The organism is Halomonas sp. (genome assembly GCF_029263665.1).
GTDB lineage: Bacteria > Pseudomonadota > Gammaproteobacteria > Pseudomonadales > Halomonadaceae > Halomonas.
In genome coordinates this window covers 222,158-237,876 of record NZ_JAJUFQ010000003.1, presented here as the reverse complement: position 1 = coordinate 237,876, position 15,719 = coordinate 222,158, and the positions used below count along the sequence as shown (strand labels likewise).

At 58.1% G+C, this 15,719-nt stretch carries 18 protein-coding genes; 3 read left to right on the top strand and 15 right to left on the bottom strand.

Annotated features, from left to right (window positions below):
* Nucleotides 1–85 precede the first annotated feature (85 nt).
* Both purM and purN read left to right on the top strand, forming a co-directional pair.
* Nucleotides 86–1,147, top strand: a complete 1,062-nt coding sequence (gene purM / locus Q1K07_RS04360; RefSeq protein ID WP_300308374.1) for a phosphoribosylformylglycinamidine cyclo-ligase — start codon at nucleotides 86–88, stop codon at nucleotides 1,145–1,147.
* Nucleotides 1,144–1,872: a phosphoribosylglycinamide formyltransferase gene (gene purN, locus Q1K07_RS04355; RefSeq protein ID WP_300308371.1), complete on the top strand. Its 729-nt coding sequence runs from the start codon at nucleotides 1,144–1,146 to the stop codon at nucleotides 1,870–1,872. The genes purM and purN overlap by 4 nt, the downstream gene beginning before the upstream one ends.
* A 148-nt stretch (nucleotides 1,873–2,020) precedes the next feature.
* Here the strand turns inward: purN and dcd are convergent, their stop codons facing one another.
* Nucleotides 2,021–2,587, bottom strand: a complete 567-nt coding sequence (gene dcd / locus Q1K07_RS04350) for a dCTP deaminase (protein WP_300308368.1) — start codon at nucleotides 2,585–2,587, stop codon at nucleotides 2,021–2,023.
* A 125-nt stretch (nucleotides 2,588–2,712) separates the two neighbouring features.
* A complete protein-coding gene (gene apbC, locus Q1K07_RS04345) occupies nucleotides 2,713–3,519 on the bottom strand; it encodes an iron-sulfur cluster carrier protein ApbC (protein WP_300308657.1) in 807 nt (268 codons plus the stop codon).
* Nucleotides 3,520–3,663: 144 nt separating this feature from the next.
* Between apbC and Q1K07_RS04340 the strand changes: the two genes are divergently transcribed.
* Nucleotides 3,664–4,653, top strand: a complete 990-nt coding sequence (locus Q1K07_RS04340; protein ID WP_300308365.1) for a YihY/virulence factor BrkB family protein — start codon at nucleotides 3,664–3,666, stop codon at nucleotides 4,651–4,653.
* Here the strand turns inward: Q1K07_RS04340 and Q1K07_RS04335 are convergent.
* The 13 genes from Q1K07_RS04335 to urtC form a co-directional block, all read right to left on the bottom strand.
* Nucleotides 4,586–4,810: a DUF1049 domain-containing protein gene (locus Q1K07_RS04335; protein ID WP_300308362.1), complete on the bottom strand. Its 225-nt coding sequence runs from the start codon at nucleotides 4,808–4,810 to the stop codon at nucleotides 4,586–4,588. The two genes, Q1K07_RS04340 and Q1K07_RS04335, sit on opposite strands and share 68 nt — an antisense overlap.
* A gap of 156 nt (nucleotides 4,811–4,966) precedes the next feature.
* Nucleotides 4,967–6,430: a phospholipase D-like domain-containing protein gene (locus Q1K07_RS04330; protein ID WP_300308359.1), complete on the bottom strand. Its 1,464-nt coding sequence runs from the start codon at nucleotides 6,428–6,430 to the stop codon at nucleotides 4,967–4,969.
* Between the two features lie 117 nt (nucleotides 6,431–6,547).
* Nucleotides 6,548–7,156 carry a HupE/UreJ family protein gene (locus tag Q1K07_RS04325; protein WP_300308356.1) on the bottom strand — a complete coding sequence of 203 codons (609 nt, stop codon included), beginning with the start codon at nucleotides 7,154–7,156 and terminating at the stop codon, nucleotides 6,548–6,550.
* A 66-nt stretch (nucleotides 7,157–7,222) separates the two neighbouring features.
* Entirely contained in the window at nucleotides 7,223–7,903 is a 681-nt protein-coding gene (gene ureG / locus Q1K07_RS04320; RefSeq protein ID WP_300308353.1) for an urease accessory protein UreG, read from the bottom strand.
* 88 nt (nucleotides 7,904–7,991) lie between these two features.
* Complete coding sequence (locus tag Q1K07_RS04315; protein WP_300308654.1) at nucleotides 7,992–8,693, bottom strand: urease accessory UreF family protein; 702 nt, start codon at nucleotides 8,691–8,693, stop codon at nucleotides 7,992–7,994.
* The gene (gene ureE, locus Q1K07_RS04310) at nucleotides 8,683–9,246 is read right to left on the bottom strand and encodes an urease accessory protein UreE (RefSeq protein WP_300308651.1); all 564 of its coding nucleotides are present in this window, start codon (nucleotides 9,244–9,246) and stop codon (nucleotides 8,683–8,685) included. Before ureE ends, Q1K07_RS04315 begins: the two co-directional genes overlap by 11 nt.
* A gap of 199 nt (nucleotides 9,247–9,445) precedes the next feature.
* Nucleotides 9,446–11,149 (bottom strand): urease subunit alpha, encoded by a 1,704-nt coding sequence (ureC, locus tag Q1K07_RS04305; protein ID WP_300308350.1) that lies wholly within the window; start codon nucleotides 11,147–11,149, stop codon nucleotides 9,446–9,448.
* Complete coding sequence (locus Q1K07_RS04300; protein ID WP_300308347.1) at nucleotides 11,146–11,526, bottom strand: urease subunit beta; 381 nt, start codon at nucleotides 11,524–11,526, stop codon at nucleotides 11,146–11,148. Before Q1K07_RS04300 ends, ureC begins: the two co-directional genes overlap by 4 nt.
* Before the next feature lie 81 nt (nucleotides 11,527–11,607).
* Nucleotides 11,608–11,910: an urease subunit gamma gene (gene ureA / locus Q1K07_RS04295; RefSeq protein WP_300308344.1), complete on the bottom strand. Its 303-nt coding sequence runs from the start codon at nucleotides 11,908–11,910 to the stop codon at nucleotides 11,608–11,610.
* Between the two features lie 53 nt (nucleotides 11,911–11,963).
* Nucleotides 11,964–12,857 carry an urease accessory protein UreD gene (locus tag Q1K07_RS04290; protein ID WP_300308341.1) on the bottom strand — a complete coding sequence of 298 codons (894 nt, stop codon included), beginning with the start codon at nucleotides 12,855–12,857 and terminating at the stop codon, nucleotides 11,964–11,966.
* Nucleotides 12,858–13,065: 208 nt separating this feature from the next.
* Nucleotides 13,066–13,758 carry an urea ABC transporter ATP-binding subunit UrtE gene (gene urtE / locus Q1K07_RS04285; protein WP_300308338.1) on the bottom strand — a complete coding sequence of 231 codons (693 nt, stop codon included), beginning with the start codon at nucleotides 13,756–13,758 and terminating at the stop codon, nucleotides 13,066–13,068.
* Nucleotides 13,758–14,591: an urea ABC transporter ATP-binding protein UrtD gene (gene urtD / locus Q1K07_RS04280; protein ID WP_300308335.1), complete on the bottom strand. Its 834-nt coding sequence runs from the start codon at nucleotides 14,589–14,591 to the stop codon at nucleotides 13,758–13,760. Before urtD ends, urtE begins: the two co-directional genes overlap by 1 nt.
* Nucleotides 14,588–15,718, bottom strand: a complete 1,131-nt coding sequence (urtC, locus tag Q1K07_RS04275) for an urea ABC transporter permease subunit UrtC (protein WP_300308332.1) — start codon at nucleotides 15,716–15,718, stop codon at nucleotides 14,588–14,590. Before urtC ends, urtD begins: the two co-directional genes overlap by 4 nt.
* Between the last annotated feature and the right edge of the window lies 1 nt (nucleotide 15,719).

Here is a 15,719-nt window from a genome sequence, read left to right as displayed (position 1 = left end):
TCTCATGTCACCACCACGCAGCAATACCAGACCGCTAACCTTTGATCTCATTCTGCGTGGGACGACTGAATCCACAGGATCCGTCATGACCGACTCTTCCTCCCGCCCCGAACAGGCCTCGCTCAGCTACAAGGACGCCGGTGTCGATATTGATGCTGGAAATGCCCTTGTCGACCGTATCAAGGGTGTTGCCAAACGCACTGCTCGCCCAGAAGTCATGGGGGGACTCGGTGGCTTCGGCGCCCTGTGCCAGTTGCCCAGCGGTTATCGCGAGCCAGTACTGGTTTCCGGTACCGATGGAGTCGGCACCAAGTTGCGCCTGGCCATGGACCTCAACCGCCATGATACGATCGGCATCGACCTTGTCGCCATGTGCGTCAATGATCTGGTCGTCGCTGGTGCCGAGCCCCTGCTGTTCCTCGACTATTATGCTACCGGAAAGCTGGATGTCGATGTCGCCGCCGACGTTGTCACCGGTATCGGCGCTGGCTGTGAACAGGCCGGATGCGCCCTGGTCGGAGGAGAAACCGCCGAGATGCCCGGCATGTACGAGGGCAACGACTACGACTTGGCAGGCTTCTGTGTCGGCGTCGTGGAAAAAAGCGAGATCCTGGATGGCAGCAAAGTGGCAGAAGGTAATGTTCTGCTTGGCCTGGCCTCATCTGGCCCCCACTCCAACGGCTACTCGCTGATCCGCAAGATCCTCGAGGTCAGTAACGCAGACCTGACGACCGAGATTGACGGCAAGCCCCTGGCCGATGCTCTGATGGCGCCAACCCGTATCTATGTCAAGTCACTGCTTGAGCTGTTGCGTAGCGACGAATATGCCATCCATGCTCTGTCCCACATCACAGGGGGCGGTCTGCTGGAAAATCTGCCTCGCGTACTGCCCGAAGACCTGACCGCTCATATCGACACGTCCAGTTGGCAGCGCCCGGCTGTGTTCAACTGGTTGCAACAGAAAGGAAACGTGGCTGAGCGCGAAATGTATCGCGTACTCAACTGCGGTATCGGCATGGTGCTGGTGGTGCCCGCCGAGAAGGCCGACGCCACCGTCACCAAGCTCGAGAGCCTGGGTGAACAAGTCTTCCGTATCGGCCAGATTGCTCCGCGCCAAGGTGATGAAGAACAGGTCCAGCTGGCATGAATGGTGACGACACTCTGAATGGCTTCACTCCTGAGGAAGCCACCCAGCCTCGAGTGGTCGTATTGATCTCTGGTGGCGGCACCAATCTTCAGGCCCTGATCGATGCCCAGACTCATGACCAGCTGGGTGGCGAGATCGTGGCAGTGGTGTCGAATGTCCCTGACGCCTATGGACTGCAGCGAGCGCGGGATGCCGGCATTGATGCCGTGGTACTGCCTCACCAGGAGTACGAGACCCGCGATGCTTTCGATGGTGCCCTGATAAAGGTGATCGAGCGCCATGAACCGGATCTCGTGGTCCTGGCCGGTTTCATGCGCATTCTCACCCCGCGCTTCGTGCAAAGGTTCCTGGGTAGGATGATCAATATCCACCCCTCTCTGCTGCCGGAATATCAGGGCCTGCACACTCATGCACGGGCTCTGGCAGATGGCGCCGAAGAACACGGCTGCAGTGTGCACTTCGTGACGGAAGAACTCGATGGTGGACCCGTCATCGTGCAGGCTGCCGTGAAGGTTCTTCCAGACGATGACGAAGACAGCCTCAAGAGCCGAGTTCTGACTCGTGAGCACCTGATCTTCCCTATCGCTGTACGCTGGTTCCTGGAGGGCCGCCTGCAGCTGCAAGGCAACCTGGCAACGATCGACGGCCAGCCACTGCCGCTTTGTGGCATGCGCCTGTCCCATGAAGATGCAGCAGAAGAACTGGACGAAGACGGGGCACTATAAGCTATAAGCTATAAGCTATAAGCTATAAGCTGTCAGTTTGTCATTCTGAAGCCATTATACGAGACCACCCCACCAGCAGCACTGGCGGGGTGGTCTTCTTATAGCTTCCGACTTACAGCTTACAGCTCATCAGCAGACGTCTCGGCACCTATGTCCTCGGCAGAGTCACGCCACGTTGGCCCATGTACTTGCCGCCACGATCCTTGTAGGAAGTCGCACAAACCTCATCTGACTCCAGGAACAGCATCTGGGCCACGCCTTCGTTGGCATAGATCTTGGCTGGCAGATTGGTGGTATTCGAGAATTCCAGCGTCACATGCCCTTCCCATTCCGGCTCCAGCGGAGTGACATTGACGATGATGCCACAACGGGCATAGGTCGACTTGCCCAGGCAAATGGTCAGCACACTACGCGGGATGCGGAAATACTCCACGGTGCGTGCCAATGCGAAGGAATTCGGCGGAATCACACAGACATCCCCTTTCACATCCACAAAGCTCTTCTCATCGAAGGCCTTGGGATCCACTACCGCGGAATGGATGTTGGTGAATACCTTGAATTCATCAGCACAACGCACATCGTAACCGTAGCTGGAAGTCCCGTAGGAAATAACCCGTCGCTCGTCGACGTAGCGTACCTGATCGGCCTCGAAAGGCTCGATCATGCCTTCGTTTTCAGCCATGCGGCGAATCCAGTGGTCAGACTTGATGCTCATGGGATTTCCTGGTGGATAACGGTGACGATTGGCCCAACAACGCAGGCCGGTAGAAATAGGGGCCTTATCATAACGGCCCCGGGCGATGGCGTCACCAAGGGCAATGTTTTCTCTATTGTGCTTCTCTACTCTTCACTGAAACTGATGGAGGGGCCGCTGTCACCAGCCGAAGCCGCAATCTGCTCGGCTACCTGCCGGGCCATGTCACGGAAGCTGGCAGCAATGTCACCATCGGGCTCAGCCACTACGCTGGGGCGACCACCATCCACTTGTTCCCGAATCGACAGGGCAAGAGGAAGGCGTCCCAATACTCGGGTGTCGTACTCTGTCGCAATGCGCTCCCCGCCTCCAGCGCCAAAGATCGGCTCCTGATGGCCGCACTGAGAACAAGTATGAAGGCTCATGTTCTCGACCACTCCCAGCACCGGGACCTTGACCTTACGGAACATTTCTATGCCCTTACGAGCATCCAACAAGGCGATATCCTGGGGCGTCGTGACAATCACCGCACCATCCACCGGCACCTTCTGGGCCAGTGTCAGTTGAACGTCCCCGGTACCCGGTGGCATATCGATGAACAGATAATCCAGATCATCCCATCGGGTCTGGGTCAGCATCTGCTGGAAAGCGCCTGCCACCATTGGTCCCCGCCATACCATGGGCTCGCGCACGTCGACCATGAACGCCATGGACATGGCCTGGATACCATGAGCTTCCAATGGCAGGAAACGGTTCTCTCCTGCCGCCTGAGGCCGAACACCCTCGCCGACTCCCAGCATCTGTGCCTGACTGGGACCATGGATGTCAGCATCGAGGACACCGACTCGATACCCCTCGGCAGCCATGGCCAAGGCCAGATTGACCGTCACGGTAGACTTGCCGACACCACCTTTGCCGGAGGCTACTGCAACGATATGCTTGACTCCTTCGATCACGAATCGCTCCTATACGTTGGGCTCGGGCAGCCGGAATCCCCACTATCTGGAGAACTTTCACTACCCGGGAAACTTCCAATACCCGAGTATACTCGTCAGACTTTAACGGTGTCTTCCTCACCGTCACGGATGAACTGGTAGATGACAAAATCCCGTTGGTATCACCATGCCCTCTTCACCCTGCTGCCGCATCTGGCCATGTTCACCTGGCGGGTCATCACCAATTTCCTGCACAACCGAGGCATGCTGCTGGCCAGCGGAGTGGGCTTCAACATACTGCTATCGAGCATTCCGCTGTTTGCCCTGATCGTGGTGGTGTTGGCCCAACTGGTCGACGAGCAACAACTGTTCATGTTGATCAGCATTCAGGCCCGCCATATCGCACCGGGTCATGCCGACGTGGTATTGCAGTCTGTCCAGGCCCTGCTGAATTCTCGCGAGATCATCAGCCTCTATGGTCTGCCGGTGCTGTTGCTATTCAGCTCGGTGGCATTTCGCATGCTGGAGAATGCCCTGTCGGCCATTTTTCACAAGCCCGACGTCAAGGATACTCGCAGTGTCTGGGTATCCTTCCTGCTGCCTTATGGTTTCATGCTGGTATTGAGCATGCTGCTGTTGGCCCTGGCCATTGCGGTCAGTCTGGCCAGCACCCTGAATGCCATGTGGATGGTGATGTATGGCAAGGAACTGGTCGTCGCGTCCTTGTCGGAAGAAGTGCTTAATCTGTGCAGCTTCATCGGCGTCTTTCTGCTGTTCAGCGCCATCTACAAGATTCTGCCGGTCGTCAGCATCTCGCTGCGCCGTGCTCTGGCAGGAGGGTTCGCCGCGGCCTTGTTATGGGAAGGCGCACGCTTCGCTCTGGTCTATTACTTTGCCAACCTGTCGCTCGTCAGCGATGTCTATGGGCCATTGGCCACACTGATCGTCCTTTTATTGAGCCAGGAAATCGGCGCAGCCATCGTGTTGCTTGGCGCCCAGGTCATTGCTGAGCTGGAGCATAATGCCCGCCTGGGGCTACCATGGCATCAGGACCCTGGACGCCAGCATCATGATCAGGATGCCATTATTGATGATGAGAGCCTTGCTTCCCCCTCAGACGACGAATCAGCCCCATCAAGCCACGACCGCTGATCATCCCCAGCAAATAGATGATCACCACCAGCAGCGCCATCGGCATGCCGATGGTCCAGCCCAGCAACTGGACATGAACCACTTCGATGTTCTGCACTACCAGAACAACGATCAGCGCCAGGATAACCACCTTTACTGCCAACCAGAACTTGTCCATGACCTTTTCTCCTTGAATATCCCCAAGCGTCCCCACCTCTCCCCAGGAGGAGAAAGTAAGTTGAAAACACATCGTGACGCTTGAGGAACATGGAATCCACCGTCATTGCTGTCAAGTCAGCCACTCGAGTATTGGCAACCAGGACGAGCCCCATGGCTAGAAAGTGGACAGCCCTGTCGCCTCCATTACCCGATAACGCCAAGCAGCCAAGCGACCAGGGTCGTGTTCAGGCTTCCACGGACGGCTGGTCCGATGATCAGGCGATGACGCCCAGCGTTCATTAAACCAGTCTGCCTGATCACGCATGGCCGAAAGGTCTGCATCCCCTTTCAGCAACACACTGGTCTCCAGATTGAGGTTATCGAGATTACGCCGCGTCAGATTGGCTGATCCAAGGATGACCTCATCAGAGGATGTGGTCGAATGCAATCTCAATACCTTGCTGTGGCACTGCTCTCCAGATGTCAGGCACCAGCGCACCTTGATTCCCGCCTGGACCAGTTCCGCTGCCACCGGCTGATTAGGCAAGCCGCCCTTGTCGAAACCAAAGGCTTCACGATTGCGATCCAGCAGGGCGCGAACCTTGACTCCCCGAGCAACCGCATCCTTCAGGGCTTCTATGACCTTGCGATGGGAAATATAGAAGGCGGCCAGATCCAGCCGATCCCCTCGATCTGCCGCATTGATCATTTCAAGGGAGGCATCACGAATCGCCCCCTCCGTCAGCAGCTGAACGGTAGCAGCGGTGGAGACATTCGCTTCCGAAGTACGGAGAGCAGGTGCCGACGGCATGGAAAGCTCGACTCCCGCCCAGGAAGCCAGCACAGCCTCCGAGGCAACGAGGTCATGGGCCATCTCACCTTCCACGCGCAAGGCCACATTACCGTGCCGGCTACTGCCATCATGAGGATTAGCACTGCCGACCAGTGCGACCCACTGTTGACCGTCATCGGTCACCAACGTCTTGCGATGATTGGCACGGAAATTAGGTAACGCCAGATAGCTACGCAATGTCACAGGATCACCACCGAACGCATTGGGTAACCAGCCGCCATCCGGGTCATTGCCGAGCCTGTCCAGCCCAAGGTGATAGAGCCCCGAATACAGTGGATTCGATGCCCGCAGGCGATTCAGGTCAGTGATGACGACATCAACCCCGACTGCCCTCATGTGTTCGAGGTGCTTCAGACGCACCCCTCCGTAGACGGTATTCAGAGGGTCGGTAATCACGACCACCTGCATGTCGGGGTGACGCTGCTTGGCCTCGATCAGCGCGGCGCTGAGTTCCTCGGCGATGGGTCGCAAGTCGACAGGCGCATCCTGCCCTTCCAGGGAATTGAACAAGAACATGTCCATCACGATAAGACGACGCGCCTCACGAATCATGGCCAAGGCTTCATCAAAGATATGCTGATCCATATGACGTTTGCCACGGGTGTCATACCAGGTCCGATCCGTCAGGAAGCGCACATCTGTCACTTTTCGTTCCGGCCACGCCTTGCCTATTCCATCAGGTAACGGCTTCGCGCTTTGCCATATCCCCATGCTCAACCAGGCAAGGGCCAGGGCCAGCCCCGCCCCCAACCACTTGATACCGATCAGCTTGAAACGCTTGCCCATATCTATCGTCCCTGATGCGTCGACTCGACCTGCTTTGCCGACAATGATCGATTGCCGTGCGCATAAACACAAATGCCCGGCATGTCTACCGGGCATAATGGCTGAACGGGACCAATATCAGCTGAAGGCGAAGAAGGCTCCACAGGCCGCGATCAAGCCTCCGATGACACGCAGGACGCGTTGCTCGCGTTGCATTAGCCAGGTACCCAGGTGCCGAGCCAACATGGTGATGACCAACGTGGAAACCGTAAAGCCCGCGATATAGGCAAGCAGGGAGCTACCCATCGGCATTTCGCTGCCATGTGCATAGCCATGGAACATCATGAAGGCAATGACCAGAATGGCACCCACGCTTGCCGGTACTCGTGCATACGTGGCAAGAAGGATACCCACCAACAATACGGACAAGGCAATCACGTACTCGACACCAGGCACTGCCACACCGAACAGCGAAAGCCCAGCACCAGCCACCATGCCAAGCACCATCAACAAGGGTGTAGCCACTCTTAAGCGCGGTGCCTGCTTCAGGCTCCACAGCCCAATGGCGGCCATGGCCAGCAGATGATCCAGTCCCAACCAGGGATGGCCAAGACCGGCAACGAACCCAACGTGCCCAACTTCATGGCCAGGATGGGCCAGCGCAGCACCGGAAGCCAGCGCCAGGGGAAGAGTACCCAGCCAAGTCCAGCGACGCTTGGTCGATGCCACGACAGCTTGAGGTTCCATTCAATGTCTCCTTGCTCGATGATCAAAAATTTATCGGGTTTCACGTGATGCCATCAGCAGCTCTGCTCAGGCTCCACTCTCCTCGGCCCTTGCCTCGTCCTGACGTGTCAGGCGCGCAGGCAACATGCCTTGCTCGATGATGAAATCGACGATGGTATCCAGACCGACACCGTCGTAGAGATTGGTGAAGACAAAGGGGCGCTCGCCACGCATCTTGCGTGAATCCCGCTCCATCACTTCCAGGGATGCGTGCACCTGTTCGGCAATATCGATCTTGTTGATGATCAGAAGATCGGACTTGGTGATGCCGGGGCCGCCCTTGCGCGGAATCTTGTCCCCTGCGGAAACGTCGATCACATAAAGGGTCAGGTCGGACAATTCCGGGCTGAAGGTGGCAGAGAGGTTGTCTCCCCCGGATTCCACCAGCACCAGCTCCAGCCCTGGGTGACGCGCCTGAAGGTCATCGATGGCAGCCAGATTCATGGACGCGTCTTCACGTATGGCGGTATGCGGACAGCCACCGGTCTCGACGCCAAGGATACGATCGGGGGTCAGGGCCTGATGACGGGTGAGAATGTCTGCATCTTCCCGGGTGTAGATATCGTTGGTCACCACGGCAATGTCGTAATGATCACGCAATGCCAGGCACAGCTGCTTCAACAGCGCTGTCTTGCCGGAACCCACCGGGCCACCCACACCGACCCGAAGGCAGTGGCGCGCTGTTTGAGAGGTGGCAAATGACGTCATGGTGTTCTCCTGTTGTTCATGATGAGGTCCGTCATTGATTCACAGACCCTGCCAGCCCAGCGTGACCGCTGGTTCACCGCTGCAGCGATCAACTACGAAACAACCTCGAATACTGGGTCTCATGCTGGGCACTGGCCAATGCCAGGCCAGGTAGCGCAGGGCCAAGTTGGTCATCTTCAAGGGCTTCGGCACGCGTCACCGCAGCAACCAACGCAGGTCGCAAGCGCTCGATCAGGCGCTGGGCAGCGCTGTGGCCCAACGGTAATGCCTTGCAGGCCACTGCCAACTGGTTTTCAAGCCAAGCCCATGCAAAACCGAGCATGGCAGCATGAGTGCCAACTCCCCGGCTGGCCGCCATGGCACTGAACAGAGTGACGTAGCCGGCATTGTCGGGCAGCATTTCGGCAGCCGGTGCCATATCCAGACTGGTCATCAGACGCAGGAGGGAAGCCCCCAACTGGCGATCCTCCTCTGCCAGTTCGCGGGTCTCGCGACAAGCGGCCAACCAGCCATCCCATTCGGCGATGACTGCACCATCCCCCTGCCTCCAGGCCGGCACCATACGGGCAATCACCGCCAGTTCGGCATGGGTCAGCCCATCGTCCAGTACGCCTTCCAACCATGCGCCCAACTCATCTTCGTTGCTCACCCAGCCCAGTTCAAAGGCACTTTCCAACCCTTGAGACCAGGCAAAGGCGCCAATAGGCAGCGCAGGGCTGACCAACTGCATCAGCCCCAATAGCGCCAGATCGCTGGCCACCGAGACTGTGTCATCTTTCTCAGTGAGCATGGTCATGGGGATGTGGATGATCGTGTTCATGGGCGTGCCCATGCGAATGACCATTAGCGTGGTCGTGTGAGTGGTCGTGGGAATGTCCGTGGGAATGTCCGTGGGAATGCCCCGCCATGGTGTAGGCACCGGGTTCAGGATCGAAAGGCGCCTGATGATGCTGCAGCCTGGCGCCAAGGCGCTCGGCCAGATCTTCCAGCACATGATCAGGGGCGATACGCACCCAGCTGCCCTGCTCATCTTCCCCGATGCCCAGGGTCACATGGCGATTGCCCAGGTGATAACACAGGCGCGCCAAGGGCAATCCTGCCTCGACTCGCGCCGTCACCACCGGCTCTTCTGCCGCCAGTACTCGAATGCGACTACCGTCGGTACTCAGCAGTCCATCTCCGTGACGCAGCACCGGTCCACGGTCGAGAAACAGACCGGCCTCACGCCCACTGTCCAGAGTCACCCGCAGGCGCCCCTTGATGCGATCGTCATAACGCAGGGTCAAGCTATCGTCGGCCTCTGCTGCAGCGATGGGGCCCAGTCTTTCGGTCAATTGAAGCATGCTCATATCAGGTTCCTTGAGAATGGCCTTTCAGGAATAGATCGCAACGTGTCTTAGGGAAGCGCTGAATAAATCGGCGAGCATGCTCAAGCGCAAGGCGCCCGGAGCACAGGAACCGGAGCATATGAGGTATATGTGAGGATTCCGCGCACCGCGCAACACAGCGATTGAGTAGCACAGACATTTATGCAGCGTTTCCTTAGAACAGGTGGTAGCGCTGTGCCAACGGCAACTCGGCAAGCGGCTCACAGCTGAGCAGTTCACCGTCACATCTCACCTCATAGGTCTGGGGATCCACCTCAAGTTGCGGGCAGGCATCGTTGAGTTTCATATCGCTCTTGCGCACGGAACGTGTATTGCGACAGGCCACCAGGCGGCTATGCAGCCCTAGTTCACCGCCGATATCCGCCTCCAGTGCAGCCTGGGAAACGAAGCTCACCCGGGTGGCACTGGCGGCCCGCCCCAGGGAGCCGAACATCGGCCGATAATGGACCGGCTGAGGCGTTGGAATCGAGGCATTGGCATCGCCCATGGGCGCCATGGCGATCATGCCGCCCTTGAGCACCAACGCAGGCTTCACGCCAAAGAAAGCCGGATCCCACAACACCAGGTCCGCCAGCTTCCCGACCTCCACCGAGCCCACTTCATGGGCAATACCATGAGTGATGGCCGGATTGATCGTGTACTTGGCCACGTAGCGCCTGGCACGCAGATTGTCCGCGCCCAGGTCGGCATCTTCTGCAAGCAGGCCACGCTGGATCTTCATCTTGTGCGCGGTCTGCCAAGTGCGGCAGATCACTTCACCGATACGGCCCATGGCCTGGGAATCCGAGGAGATCATCGAGATCACCCCCAGGTCCTGGAGAATATCCTCGGCCGCAATGGTCTCGCGGCGAATGCGCGAGTCAGCGAACGCCACGTCCTCGGGGATATTCGGGTCGAGGTGATGACACACCATCAGCATGTCGAGATGCTCATCCACGGTATTGACCGTGTAGGGCCGTGTCGGATTGGTCGAAGACGGCAGCACGTAAGGTTTCGAGCAGGCAGTAATGATGTCCGGCGCATGGCCGCCACCCGCCCCCTCGGTATGGTAGGTATGGATGGCACGCTCCTTGAAAGCGGCAAGCGTATCCTCGACGAATCCCGCTTCATTGAGCGTATCGGTATGAATCGCCACCTGCACATCGTAGCGCTCGGCCACGGCCAGGCAGTTATCGATGGCTGCCGGGGTGGTTCCCCAATCCTCATGCAGCTTCATCCCCATGGTACCCGCCTTGAGCTGGACTTCCAGGCCCTCGGGCTGGCTGGCATTGCCCTTGCCCAGGAAACCGATGTTCATGGGTATCTCATCGACGGCCTTGAGCATCTGATGAATATGCCAGGCACCTGGCGTACAGGTAGTGGCGTTGGTGCCTGTCGCCGGTCCCGTTCCGCCACCCAGCATGGTGGTAATGCCACTGGCCAGGGCTTCATCGATCAGCTGAGGACAGATAAAGTGCACATGGGCATCCAGGGCACCCGCAGTGAGGATCTTGCCTTCCCCTGCGATGATTTCCGTACCAGGCCCGATGACGATGTCCACATCGCTCTGGGTGTCTGGGTTGCCAGCCTTGCCAATAGCGGCAATGCGGCCGGCCTGAAGCCCTACATCCGCCTTGACGATGCCCCACCAGTCGAGGATCAAGGCATTGGTGATGACAGTATCCATGACCGCATCATCGGCCCGCTGGCTCTGCCCCATGCCATCGCGGATGACCTTGCCACCCCCGAACTTGACCTCGTCACCATAATGGGTGGCGTCCTGCTCCACTTCGATCCATAACTCGGTATCGCCCAGGCGTACCCGATCGCCAACCGTAGGGCCATACATGTCCGCATAGGCCTGACGTGAAATCTTCATTGTCCAGCTCCCTGGCCAGGCGAATGGGAAAGCGGGTCCAGTGCAGCATCCCCGGTGCTGTCTGCGGCGATCGTGACCTTGCCCATGACCTCTCCCCGAAAACCATAGATGTGCTGACGTCCACTGAAAGGCACCAGCACCACTTCGCGAGTCTGCCCGGGTTCGAAGCGCACCGCGCTTCCTGCCGGCACATCCAGACGGTGACCAAGCGCTGCCGTACGATCGAAACTCAGCGCGGGGTTGGTTTCAGCAAAATGGTAGTGGGAACCGACCTGAATCGGGCGGTCGCCGGTATTGGCGACATCAAGGGTCCGGCGTGGACGGCCCTTGCACAGCTCAATGTCGTCGCTCTTCAATTGGTATTCACCCGGAATCATCACGACTTCCTTCTTGTTGGCACGGCAAGTTGTTGACGTGGAAGACGATTGAAATGACAAACGCTTGGAATATCCGACGGCTCAGGTGATCGGGTTATGGACAGTGACAAGCTTGGTGCCATCGGGAAAAGTGGCTTCGACCTGCACTTCGTCCACCATTTCCGCCACACCCTCCATCACGTCCTCTCTGCTCAGAATGCGCCGACCAGCACCCATCATCTCCGCCACCGAACGCCCCTCTCGAGCGCCCTCCATGATCTCGCAGCTGATCAGGGCTATCGCTTCCGGGTAGTTGAGCTTGAGTCCCTTGGCCCGGCGCCGTTCTGCCAACAGTCCTGCCGTGAACAGCAACAGCTTGTCTTTGTCCCTTGGCGTCAGCTCCATGGCTGTCGTCTCCTTCAAGATGCAGTTAAATGAACGATCATTCGTGGCAGGCTTCAGGTTCGCCAGATACGTGGCGGGCACACCCCACGACCGTTGAACAGCGGGCGCAGCACTGCCCAGGCCGCCTCGCACAGCCCCCAGGCCTGCGCACGCGAATCTCCCAGATAGCGCAATAGCAACACGCCATGACGTTGGGTCACGGCCCAGCCGGGAGAGGCCCGCTTGTCCAGTTGCCGACGTATTTCCTCTACCGCAGCCAAGGGATCGGCCAGCCCCGCAGCCCACAGAGTGGCCTGGACCTGATGCCCGCCCTGCCCCCAACGACCATGAAAGCGGCGATGCAACGGATCCAGAGGCTGACGTTCCAGCCATAATGGGCGTCCATCCAGCGTCAGGCGGAAGCGTTGCTCCAGATGACCGCTGGCAAATGGCATCTGGCTGGCAGGGCGTCCCAGGGCCAGGACCTCCCAGCCCAGGCAGCGGGCACTCTTCTCCAGCACCACTTCCGTTTCCTGAATGCCGCGGGAACCGTCAAAGGCAATGGTTTCCTGGGGTAGCCACTCAACAAAGGCAGCATCGGCGATACTGAGGCGCGTGTGCTGTTTCCAGGCCACGCCATGACTGTCAGCGCGGTAGAGCTTGTTCGCTGCGGGAGTGGTGAGCAACGCAGAGGCACCTGGCTTCACACGGACGTCGACATGCAGTCTGTCGCCGCTGACCAGTCCGCCCGGTGGATGCAGCAGATAGACATGACATGGGCCATGGTTACCTTCGGGATAAAAGGGCCGCTGCACCCGCAGGGGCCCGTGATGATCCACATCCTTCAGGCGAGTCACACCGCCGTCGTCCTGGAAGCCAAGGCGCAAGCGGGCCTCCCAGCAACGCTGGTCATCGAAACGATGCCCTGATGACCAGGCACTACGCGGAGGCAATTGCTGCACCGTCATATGACTCCCTTACTGCACGACCCAAGATATTTCATTTGTTCAATTACGGTGCAACTGCTGTACCAAATTGCATAGTCAGGCTATAAAATCTTTTCTTATCAAAACCTTAAAGAACCAAAAATCGATACAACCCTGTATACAACATGCTGTTTTCTCACAAAAAAGGTGCACATCGAAACGATATGCACCTTATTGAGGCAGGCCAGGATCAGACGGTCAGATAACGTTTGATGATGGCGTCATCGAGAGTATCGATATCACCGCTGGCCACACGACGCCCACGATCAAGAATGGTGAAATAGTCGGCATATTTTCGTGCAAAGGGCAATTTCTGCTCCACCAGGAGAACGGTCAGGCCATCATCGGCAATCAATTGGCGGATCACCTCGCCAATCTGGGCGACGATATTGGGCTGAATGCCCTCTCCTGGTTCATCGAGAATCAACAGGCGTGGCTCAAGCACCAGCGCCCGCCCAATGGCCAGTTGCTGTTGCTGCCCACCCGATAGATCACCACCGCGGCGTTGACGCATTTCCTCGAGCACGGGAAACAACTCATAGATACGTTCAGGAATTGTCTTGAGCCCACTGGCAGCGAGACCTGTTCGCAGGTTTTCTTCCACGCTGAGCAAGGGAAAGATTTGTCGCCCCTGAGGCACATAGCCGATGCCCAGGCGGGCACGGGCTTCCATTCGTTGTCTTCCGAGATCCACTTCTCCGGCATAGTTCATTTGCCCGCCACGTACCGGCACCTCTCCCATGATGGCCTTCATCAGGGTGGTCTTGCCCACACCATTGCGTCCCAATACACAGGTACAGGCACCTCGAGGCACGTCCAGATCAAGGTCCCACAGGGTATGACTCTCACCGTAATACTGATCCAGCCCCTGAATACTCAGCATCAGGTCACCTCCTCTTCACCACCCAGATAGACCTCGATGACTCTGGGATCATTGGCCACCTTGTCCATGCTGCCTTCAGCCAGCACACTGCCCTGATGAAGCACGGTCACCGTACGTGCGATGGAACGTACGAACCCCATGTCATGTTCGACGACCACCACCGAGTGGCGGCCAGCGAGCCCCGTCAGCAGCTCAGCCGTGCGTTCCATTTCCTGCTCGGTCATGCCGGCCACCGGTTCATCAACCAGCAACAGGCGCGGCCGCTGCATCAGCAGCATGCCGATCTCCAGCCACTGCTTCTGACCATGGGACAAAATGGCAGCCTCGCGCCGCGCCAAGGCAGTCAGCCCGGTGGTGTCGAGCACTTCATCGATACGATCACGCGTTTCCCCCGTCAGTCTCGCCGTCAATGTCGGCCACAGGCGCTTGTCCGTGGCCATGGCCAGCTCAAGGTTCTCGAATACGCTGAGGGCTTCGAATACCGTAGGCTTCTGGAACTTGCGCCCGATACCCAGACGGGCAATCTGCGGTTCATCCATCCTGAGCAGGTCATGGCGGCTGCCGAACCAGACACTTCCGGTGTCCGGCCGAGTCTTGCCGGTAATGATGTCCATCATGGTGGTCTTGCCAGCCCCATTGGGCCCGATGATGCAACGCAGCTCACCATCATCGATGGTCAGGTTGAGAGCGTTGATGGCCTTGAAACCATCGAAGCTGACTGATACATCCTCGAGATACAGGATCGGCCCATGGCGCACATCGACAGGCGACGCGTCAGGCATCAGAAAATCAAAGACATGCTCGCGATCGGCAAAGTGGGATAGAAAATTCATGTGCCGGCCTCCCCTATCAATGCTGTCTCGTCACGCATGTCTTCATCGTCTCGCCGACGTTGCTTGAGCAGCCCCGCAATGCCCCTGGGCAGCAATACCGTGACCAGGATGAAGAGCGCTCCCAGGGCAAACAGCCAGGCTTCCGGCATTACCCCGGTGAAGACACTCTTGGCATAGTTCACTACCAAGGCTCCGATCACCGCACCGTACAGCGTGGCGCGACCTCCCAAGGCTACCCAGATCACGATCTCAATAGAGAACAACGGGGAGAATTCGCTGGGATTGATGATGCCCACCTGAGGCACATACAGCGCCCCCGCCACCCCTGCCAGCATGGCCGATATCACGAACACAAACAGTTGATAGCGCTCGACCCGGTAGCCAAGGAAACGCGTACGGGCTTCAGCGTCTCTCACCGCCACGCATACCCGGCCCAACTTGCTGGCCACGATTGCCCGGCACAGGACATAGCCCAGCCCCAGAGCAAGGCCAGAAGCGACGAACAGTCCTATGCGAGTGGAGTCGGCCGCAATATTGAAGCCCAGCAACTCCTTGAAGTCCGTCAGGCCATTATTGCCGCCGAAACCCATTTCATTGCGGAAGAAGGCCAGCATCAGTGCGAAGGTCAACGCTTGGGTGATGATCGATAGATAGACACCCGTGACCCGTGAGCGGAAGGCCAGAAAACCGAATACAAGGGCCAGTACACCGGGCACCAGCATCGTCATCAAGAAAGCGAAGCCCGCCATGTCGAAACCCTGCCAGTACCATGGCAGCGCGTCCCAATCGAGGAACACCATGAAGTCCGGCAGGACAGGATCTCCATAGACGCCTCGATCACCGATCTGGCGCATCAGATACATGCCCATGGCATAGCCACCAAGGGCAAAGAAAGCGCCATGGCCAAGGCTCAGGATGCCGAGATACCCCCATACCAGATCCACCGCCACCGCCAGCAAGGCGTAGCAGAGATACTTACCCAGCAAGGTAACGGTATAAGTCGAGACATGCAGTGGGTGATCTGCCGGGATCAGCAGATTTGCCGCCACCACGAGCACCATGGCAGCGATCAGCACTGCCATGAAGACAAGCGTCGAGCGTTCACTGAAAGGTCTTGTCAGCCACATG

What these genes read in the sequence shown, in the direction of transcription:
- urtE (WP_300308338.1), bottom strand. Translation starts at nt 13,758, where the DNA reads ATGCTGAGTATTCAGGGGCTGGATCAGTATTACGGTGAGAGTCATACC.
- Q1K07_RS04330 (WP_300308359.1), bottom strand. Translation starts at nt 6,430, where the DNA reads ATGGGCAAGCGTTTCAAGCTGATCGGTATCAAGTGGTTGGGGGCGGGG.
- dcd (WP_300308368.1), bottom strand. Translation starts at nt 2,587, where the DNA reads ATGAGCATCAAGTCTGACCACTGGATTCGCCGCATGGCTGAAAACGAA.
- purM (WP_300308374.1), top strand. Translation starts at nt 86, where the DNA reads ATGACCGACTCTTCCTCCCGCCCCGAACAGGCCTCGCTCAGCTACAAG.
- ureG (WP_300308353.1), bottom strand. Translation starts at nt 7,903, where the DNA reads ATGACGTCATTTGCCACCTCTCAAACAGCGCGCCACTGCCTTCGGGTC.
- purN (WP_300308371.1), top strand. Translation starts at nt 1,144, where the DNA reads ATGAATGGTGACGACACTCTGAATGGCTTCACTCCTGAGGAAGCCACC.
- Q1K07_RS04340 (WP_300308365.1), top strand. Translation starts at nt 3,664, where the DNA reads ATGACAAAATCCCGTTGGTATCACCATGCCCTCTTCACCCTGCTGCCG.
- Q1K07_RS04290 (WP_300308341.1), bottom strand. Translation starts at nt 12,857, where the DNA reads ATGACGGTGCAGCAATTGCCTCCGCGTAGTGCCTGGTCATCAGGGCAT.
- Q1K07_RS04315 (WP_300308654.1), bottom strand. Translation starts at nt 8,693, where the DNA reads ATGCTCACTGAGAAAGATGACACAGTCTCGGTGGCCAGCGATCTGGCG.
- urtC (WP_300308332.1), bottom strand. Translation starts at nt 15,718, where the DNA reads ATGTGGCTGACAAGACCTTTCAGTGAACGCTCGACGCTTGTCTTCATG.
- ureA (WP_300308344.1), bottom strand. Translation starts at nt 11,910, where the DNA reads ATGGAGCTGACGCCAAGGGACAAAGACAAGCTGTTGCTGTTCACGGCA.
- Q1K07_RS04335 (WP_300308362.1), bottom strand. Translation starts at nt 4,810, where the DNA reads ATGGACAAGTTCTGGTTGGCAGTAAAGGTGGTTATCCTGGCGCTGATC.
- Q1K07_RS04325 (WP_300308356.1), bottom strand. Translation starts at nt 7,156, where the DNA reads ATGGAACCTCAAGCTGTCGTGGCATCGACCAAGCGTCGCTGGACTTGG.
- urtD (WP_300308335.1), bottom strand. Translation starts at nt 14,591, where the DNA reads ATGAATTTTCTATCCCACTTTGCCGATCGCGAGCATGTCTTTGATTTT.
- ureC (WP_300308350.1), bottom strand. Translation starts at nt 11,149, where the DNA reads ATGAAGATTTCACGTCAGGCCTATGCGGACATGTATGGCCCTACGGTT.
- Q1K07_RS04300 (WP_300308347.1), bottom strand. Translation starts at nt 11,526, where the DNA reads ATGATTCCGGGTGAATACCAATTGAAGAGCGACGACATTGAGCTGTGC.
- ureE (WP_300308651.1), bottom strand. Translation starts at nt 9,246, where the DNA reads ATGCTTCAATTGACCGAAAGACTGGGCCCCATCGCTGCAGCAGAGGCC.